Below are 7995 nucleotides of genomic sequence, written 5' to 3'. Positions count from 1 at the left end.
CTGCGCCGAGGATGCCCAGGATGGCGGTGACGAAGCTGGTGCCGGGGGGTGCGGCCAGGGCGATCAGGGTGTCGGGGCCGGCGCCGGCCTCGGCCAGCCGGTGGGAGAGGGCGGCGGCGCGGGCGGTCAGCTCCGCGTAGCTGAGGCGGGTGGTGCCGTCGTCGACGGCCAGGGCGTGCGGGGTGCGCTCGGCCAGCTCCCGTACCCGGGCCACCACATCCGTGAACCGGTCCACATCCGCCGGGGGCGCGGGGCGCAGATGCAGCCGCTCGCGCTCGCCGGACAGCAGGACGCCGTGCCGGGCCAGCGGCGCGTCCGGCGCCTCCGGCAGCTGGCGCAGCACGCCGGTGAGGCGGCTCAGCACGTCCTCGGCCTGCTGCGCGGTGTACAGGTCGGGGCGGTAGCCCAGGTCCAGCCGGAGGCGTTCGCCGGGCAGCACGATCAGGCTCAGCGGGTAGTGCGTGGCGTCCTTCGCCGCGAGGTCCGTGATGCGCAGCCCCGGCGCGGGCTCGGCCATCTCCTCCGGGTCCAGCGGGTAGTTCTCGAAGACCAGAACGGTGTCGAACAGTTCGCCGGTGCCCGCGCACCGCTGGACGCGGGTGAGGCCCAGGTGCTGGTGGCCCAGCAGCGCGGCCTGCCGCTCCTGGAGTTCCGCGAGGACGGCGGCGAACGGCTTCGCCGGGTCGAGTTCGACGCGTACGGGCAGGGTGTTGATGAACAGCCCGACCATGGTCTCCACGCCCGGCAGCTCCGGCGGGCGGCCCGAGACGGTGCCGCCGAACAGCACGTCGCGCTGCCCGGTCAGCGCGCCGAGCGTCACCGCCCAGGCGCCCTGTACCAGCGTGTTGAGGGTCAGGCCGCGGGACCGGGCCCAGCGGCCCAGCTCGGCGGTGAGGTCGGCGTCCAGCTCCCGCTCGCAGTGCTCGGGCAGGACGGCGGCGGCGCGCCCCGCGGCCCCGGGCGCGACAAGGGTGGGCCCCGCGACCCCGTCCAGCGCGGTCCGCCAGGCGTCCTCGGCCGCGTCCTGGTCCTGCCGGGCCAGGTGCGCGAGGTACGTCTTGTACGGGGTGACGCGGGGCAGCTCGGCCCCGCCGTCCCGGTACAGCGCGAACAGCTCGCGCACCAGCAGCGGCATCGACCAGCCGTCGAACAGCAGTTGGTGCGCGGTCAGCACCAGCCGGTGCGCGGCGGGTCCGGTGCGGATCAGGGTGAAGCGCAGCAGCGGGGGGCGGGCCACGTCGAAGGGGCGCACCCGGTCCGCGTCGGTGATGCGTCGCGCCTCCTGCGCGTCGGGCGCGTCCCGTTCCGTCCAGGGCAGCTCGACGGCGCGCGGGACGATCTGCACGGGCTCGCCGTTGCGGCGGTAGCGGAACGCGGACCTCAGGTTCGGGTGCCGCTCCAGCAGCCCGGCCGCCGCGCCGCGCAGCGCGTCGGGCGACAGCGGCCCGGCGAGGTCCAGCACCAGCTGCACCGCGTACACATCCAGCTCGCGCTCCTGGGAGAACACCGCGTGGAAGAGCAGGCCCTCCTGGAGCGGCGTCAGCGGAAGGACGTCGCTGAGGTTGGGCTTTCTCGGCTGCGGATGCGCCGTCGTCGTGCGCTTCACCGGGACCACTCCTCTTCCTCGGCCAGGTCGGCCATCTCGGCCTCGAACTCGTCGATCTCGTCCTGGCTCAGGGCCAGCAGCTCCACGTCGGACGGTGTGTGGCCGCCCGCCTGCGGGGTGTGCGCGTGCCGGACGAGGGCCTGGAGGGCCCGGAACCAGGCGTCCGCCAGCTCCGCCACCTCCGGCTCGGCCAGCAGCTCGCCCGCCCAGGTCCAGGTGGCGGCCAGCCGCGGCCCGTCCGCGCCGTCCTCGGTCAGCGCGTTGACGTCGAGGACGTGCGGCAGCGGCATCCCGTCGTCGGCCCCGGCGGCGACGAGCGCGGACTCGGGCGTCGGCGCCCAGTCCTCGTCGCTGGGCGCGGGCAGCCGGCCCAGGTAGTTGAAGCCGAGCTGCGGCGCGGGCGCGGCGGCGATCCCGGGCTCCCGGGCGAGGTGCCGGAGCACGCCGTGGCCGAGGCCGTGGTCCGGCAGGGACCGCAGCCGCTCCTTGATCCGCTTGAGCGCGTGCCCGGCGGCCGGGCCGCCCGCGAACGCCTCGTCCCGCGCGATCGGGCCGGGGTCCAGCCGTACGGGGCAGGTGCTGGTGAACCAGCCGACGGTGCGGGCGAGGTCCACGCCGGGCGCGAACTCCTCCCGCCCGTGCCCCTCCAGCTCGACCAGTACCCCGCCGCCCGGCTCCGCGCCGCGCCGGGCGCGCCAGTCGTCCACGGCGAGCGCGAGGCCGGTCAGCAGCACGTCGTTGACCTCGGCGTGGAAGGCAGCCGGGACCTCGGTGAGCAGCGCGCGGGTGGTCTCCTGGTCCAGGGTGCGGCGCAGCGAGCGGGCGGTGGCGACGGTGTCGCGGTCCGGGTCGGGGGCGCGGGACCCGAGCAGCGGGTCGCCGCCGGCGAGCTGCTGCTGCCACAGCGCGGCCTCGCCGTCCCGCCGGCCGGCCTCGGCCTCCTGCGCGAGCAGTCCCGACCAGTGCCGCAGCGAGGTGCCGACGGGCTCCAGCGCCGGCGGCTCCCCGGAGCGCGCTGCGGCGTACGCCTGCGCCAGGTCCGGCAGCAGGATCCGCCACGACACGCCGTCGACGACCAGGTGGTGCAGGGTGAGCAGCAGCCGCCCGGGGCGCTCGGGGCCCGCGTCGAACCAGACGGCCGTCACGACGGTGCCCTCGCGCGGGGCGAGCCGCCGCTGTGCGGCGCGCGCGGTCCCGGTGACGGCGTCGGCGACGGCGTCCTCGTCCAGCGAGCCGACGCCGGTGCGGGTCAGCACCTCGCGGGCCAGTACGGACCCGGACTCGCGCACCCGCAGCGTCCAGGCGCCGGATCCGTCCGCGCCGGTGCCGCCGGTGTCGTCCAGCCGGATCCGCAGCGCGTCGTGGTGGTCGAGGACGGCCTGCAGGGCGCGGGCGAGGACCGGCAGCGAGGCCCCGGCGGGGGTGCGTACGACGACGGACTGGTGGAACCCGTCGACGGGCCCGCCGAGTTCGCGCAGCCAGTGCACGATCGGCGTCGGCGCCAGCGCGCCCACCCCGTCGTCGGCGCCGACGACCCGCCGGTCCGCCGCGCTGCCCGCGGCGGCGGCGAGCCCGGCGGGGGTGCGGTGGGTGAACACGTCCTGCGCCGTCAGCAGCAGATCCTCCTTCAGGGCGCGGCTGACGAGCTGGATGGAGGTGATGGAGTCGCCGCCCAGGTCGAAGAAGCTGTCGTCGGCGCCGACCGCGTCCAGGGCCAGCACCTCGGCGAAGATCCGGCACAGCGCCGCCTCGGCGGGGGTGCCGGGCGCCCGCCGCTCCGCCCTGCCGCCGGTGCGGTCCGGCGCGGGCAGCGCCGCGCGGTCCAGCTTCCCGTTCCCGGTCAGCGGGAGGGCGTCCAGCGTGACGAAGGCGGCCGGGACCATGTGCTCGGGCAGCCGGGCCGCGAGGTGCGCCCGCAGCTCCTCCGCCCCGGGGCCGCGCGGGGTGACGTACGCGGCGAGCTGCCGCACGCCGGGGCGGTCCTCGCGGACGACGACGGCGGCCTGGCCCACGGCGGGGTGCGCCAGCAGCGCCGTGACGACCTCGCCCGGCTCGACTCGGAAGCCGCGGACCTTGACCTGGTCGTCGGCGCGCCCGACGTAGTCCAGGGTGCCGTCGGGCCGCCAGGCCACCAGGTCCCCGGTGCGGTACATGCGCGCGCCGGGCTCCGGGCCGTACGGGTCGGGCACGAAGCGCTGCGCGGTCAGCTCCGGGCGGTGCAGATAGCCCAGCGCCAGCCCGCCGCCCGCCAGATACAGCTCGCCCGTGACGCCGGGCGGCACCGGGCGCAGCCCCGCGTCCAGGACGCGGATCCGGGTGCCCGCCAGCGGGCGGCCCACCGGCGGCCTGCCGCCGGCGCGCGGGTCGAGCGCGGTGCTGACGGTGGCGCACACGGTGGACTCGGTCGGCCCGTACGCGTTCAGCATGGTGCGGCCGTCCGCCCAGCGGGCCACCAGCTCGGGCGAGCACGCCTCGCCCGCCGTGATGACGGTGATGCCGTCGGGCATCGGCAGCTCCTCCGGCCAGGCGGCGAGCACGGTCGGCGGCAGGCACACCACCTCCACGCGGGCCCGCTCGATCAGGCGGGCCAGCGGCGCGCCGGGCGCCCGGTCCGCGTCGTCGGCGAGCACCAGCACCGCGCCGGTCAGCAGCGAGGCGCACACCTCCCAGGCCGCCGCGTCGAAGCTGAACGACGCGAACTGCAGCACCCGGGTGCCCTCGTACACCCCGAACCGGTCGCTCTGCGCGGCGAGCCGGGCCACGGCGCCGTGCGGCACGGCCACGCCCTTGGGGCGCCCTGTGGAGCCGGAGGTGTAGATGACGTACGCGGGGTGCCGCGCGGTGAGGGGGCGCACCCGCTCGGCGTCGGTCGGGTCGTGCGCGGGGCGCGCCGCCACCTCGGCCGCCGTCTCCGGCGCGTCCAGCACCAGCGCCAGGGTCCCGTCGGACGGGACACGGGCGGCGTGGTCCCGGGTCGTCAGGACGGCGGCGGGGCGGGCGTCCCCGACCATGAGCGCCACCCGGTCCGCCGGGTAGCCGGGGTCGACGGGCAGATACGCCGCGCCCGCCTTGAGGACGCCGAGCAGCGCGGTGACCGCGCGCGCGGAGCGCGGCAGCACCAGCGCGACGGTGTCGCCGGGGCCGACGCCCCGCGCGATCAGCTGGTGCGCGATCCGGTTCGCCGCCGCGTCCAGCTCGGCGTACGTCACCTCGGTGCCCTCGCTCGCCAGGTCCAGCGCCGCGCGGTGCGGGCCGCGGGCGAGCCGGTCCGCGAACAGCGCGGGCAGCGTGCCGGCCTCGGGCGCCTCGGCCCGGGAGCCGTCCCAGGCGCCCAGGACCAGCTCCCGCTCGTGCGGCAGCAGCGCGTCCCGGGCGCTCAGCGGCTCGTCGGGCGCGGCGGTCAGCGCGGCCAGCAGCGCGGCCAGCCGGTCCGCGAGCCGGGCCGCACCGGAGGCGGTGAACAGGTCGGCGCTGTACTCCAGCTGCCCGGCGAGTCCGCCGCCCGGCAGCTCGGTCAGCTCGAAGGCCAGGTCGAAGCGGGCGGTGCCGGTGGGCACGGGGGCGACCCGGGTGGTCAGGCCGGGCAGCGCGAAGTCCGCCTCTTCGTGGTTCTGGTAGGCCAGCAGCACCTGGAACAGCGGCTGGCGGGCCAGCGAGCGGGTGGGCGCCAGCGCGTCCACGAGCTGTTCGAACGGCAGGTCCTGGTGCGCGAACGCCGCCAGGTCCGCCTCCCGCGCCCGGCCGACCAGCTCCCGGAACGTGGGGTCGCCGCTCAGGTCCGTACGCAGCACGAGGGTGTTGACGAAGAAGCCGACCATGCCCTCCAGCGCGCCGTCCGCGCGCCCGGCGACCGGGGTGCCCACGGGAATGTCGTCGCCCCCGCCGAGCTTGCCCAGCAGCGCGGCCAGCGCGGCGTGCAGCACCATGAAGGGCGAGGCGCCGGTCTCGCGGGCCAGCCGGGCGACCGCCTCGCGCAGCGCGCGGGGCAGCTCGAAGCCGACGGTCCCGCCCTGCCAGGACGCGGTCTGCGGGCGCGCGCTGTCGGTGGGCAGCGGGATCTCCTCCGGCAGCCCGTCCAGCGCGGTGCGCCAGTACCCGAGCTGCCGCGCCGCCAGCGACTCCGGGTCGTCCGGGTCGCCCAGCAGCTCCCGCTGCCACAGCGTGTAGTCGGCGTACTGCACCGGCAGCGGCTCCCAGCCGGGCGCCTCGCCGCGCAGCCGCGCCCCGTACGCCGTGCACAGGTCGCGGGCCAGCGGCAGCACCGACCAGCCGTCGCCCGCGATGTGGTGCAGCACGACCAGCAGGACGTGCTCGTCCGGCGCCAGCTCGAACAGCTCGGCGCGCAGCGGGAGTTCGGCGGTCAGCCGGAAGGCGCGCGCGGTGCGGTCGGCCAGCACCGCGTCCAGCACGTCCTCCGTCACCCGGGTCACCGGCAGCGCGGGGTGTGCCGAGCCCGCCGCCAGCACGACCTGCGCGGGGCGGCCGTCGTCGTCGGGGAAGACGGTGCGCAGCGCCTCGTGCCGGTCCACGACATCGCCGAGCGCGGCGGCCAGCGCGTCCGGGTCCAGCTCACCGGTCAGCCGCAGCGCGCGGGGCAGATGGTAGGTGGCGGCGCGGCCGTCGAGGTGGCCGAGGAACCACAGCCGCTGCTGCGCGAACGACAGCGGCAGTTCGTCCGGCCGCTCGTCCTCCGGTACGGCGGCGGGCCGCGGGCGCGCGGGTCCGGCGTCCGGAAGCAGCTGGGCCAGCTCGGCGGCGGTGGGGGTCTCGAACACGGCCCGCAGCGGCAGCTCGGCGCCCAGCGTCTGGCGCAGCCTGCTGAGCGCCTTGCTCGCCAGCAGCGAGTGGCCGCCCAGCTCGAAGAAGTCGTCGTCGGCCCCCACCACGTCCTGGCCCAGCACCTCGGCGAAGATCCGGCAGAGCAGCTCCTCGTGCTCGGTCGCGGGCTTGCGGCCGGTGGCGGAGTGGGTGAGGTCGGGTTCCGGGAGGGCTTTGCGGTCTACCTTGCCGTTGGGGGTGAGCGGGAGGGTGTCGAGGACGAGGATGGCGGTGGGGACCATGTAGTCGGGCAGCAGGGTGGCCAGCTGGGATCTGGCTTCGGACGGTTCGAGGGTTCCGGTGATGTGGGCGATGAGTCGGGTGTTGCCTTGGGGGTCGGGCGTGGTGGTGGCGATGGCGTCGGTGATGCCGTTGAGGGTGCGCAGGGTGGTTTCGACTTCGCCGAGTTCGATGCGGTGGCCGCGGATCTTGACCTGGTGGTCGACGCGCTCCAGGAACGCCAGGCGTCCGTCCGCGAGCTGGCGCACCCGGTCACCGGTGCGGTACATCCGTGCCCCGGGCTCCGGGTGGAACGGGTCGGGCAGGAACGCGCGGGCGGTGCGCACCGGGTCGTCCAGGTAGCCGCGCCCCACGCCGTCCCCGCCCACGTACAGCTCCCCCGGCGTGCCGGGCGGCAGCGGCTGCAGGCGGTCGTCGAGCACGTACAGGCCCGTGTTGCGGACCGGCGCCCCGATGGGCGCGTGGGTGGGGGTGAGGTCGTCGGGCCCGGTGAGGGTGGCGTGGGTGACGTCGTCGGAGCACTCGGTGGGGCCGTAGGCGTTGACGAGGGGGATGCCGGGACAGCGGGCGAACCAGCGGACCGCGAGGTCGGCGGGCAGCGCCTCGCCGGTGACGACCAGGCGGCGCAGCGGGGCGAGCGCGGGCGTCTCGGCTCCCGCGTCCCAGCCGTCCAGCGCGGCGCGCAGGAGGGAGGGGACGACTTCCAGGACGGTGATGTGTTCGGCGTCCACGAGGTGGAAGAGGGCTTGGGGGTCGGTGGCTGTTTCGCGGGGGACGATGCGGGTGGTGCCGCCGGTGACGAGGGCGGTGAGCATCTGCCAGATGGAGATGTCGAAGGTGACGGGTGCGTTGTGCACGAGGGTGTCGTTCTCGTGCAGGTCCAGGTCTTCGATCTTGGCGTGCAGGTGGTTGACCATGCCGGCGCGGTGCACCATGGCGCCTTTGGGGCGGCCGGTGGAGCCGGAGGTGAACAGGACGTAGGCGAGGTCGTGGGGGTGTGCTGTTGCCGGTGGTGTGCCGGTGTGCCGGTGGGGCGCGGAGTCCAGCGCGAGGAGGCGGGCGTGGGTGCCGGAGGCGGTTGCTGTCTGGCGGGCGTAGTCCTCCTGGTCTGCGGTGTGCAGGAGGAGGGGGGCTCGGCTGTCGCTGAGCAGGGTTGCCCCTCGGGGGACCGGGGCGGTGACGTCCAGGGGGACCCAGGCTGCTCCTGCGCCGAGGATGCCCAGGATGGCGGTGACGAAGCTGGTGCCGGGGGGTGCGGCCAGGGCGATCAGGGTGTCGGGGCCGGCGCCGGCCTCGGCCAGCCGGTGGGAGAGGGCGGCGGCGCGGGCGGT

At 76.4% G+C, this 7995-nt stretch carries 2 protein-coding genes; both read right to left on the bottom strand.

Annotated features, from left to right (window positions below; translation table 11 throughout):
• On the bottom strand, positions 1 to 1606 hold a 1606-nt coding region (locus tag G5C65_RS26360), incomplete at its 3' end, for a condensation domain-containing protein (RefSeq protein ID WP_165301437.1).
• Positions 1603 to 7995, bottom strand: a 6393-nt coding sequence (locus G5C65_RS26355) for a non-ribosomal peptide synthetase (protein ID WP_165301436.1), incomplete at its 5' end; no start/stop codon positions are given. The genes G5C65_RS26360 and G5C65_RS26355, both read right to left, overlap by 4 nt.

The sequence above is a fragment of the Streptomyces boncukensis genome (assembly GCF_011045075.1).
Lineage (GTDB): Bacteria > Actinomycetota > Actinomycetes > Streptomycetales > Streptomycetaceae > Streptomyces > Streptomyces boncukensis.
This window is presented reverse-complemented; position numbering and strand designations above follow the sequence as displayed.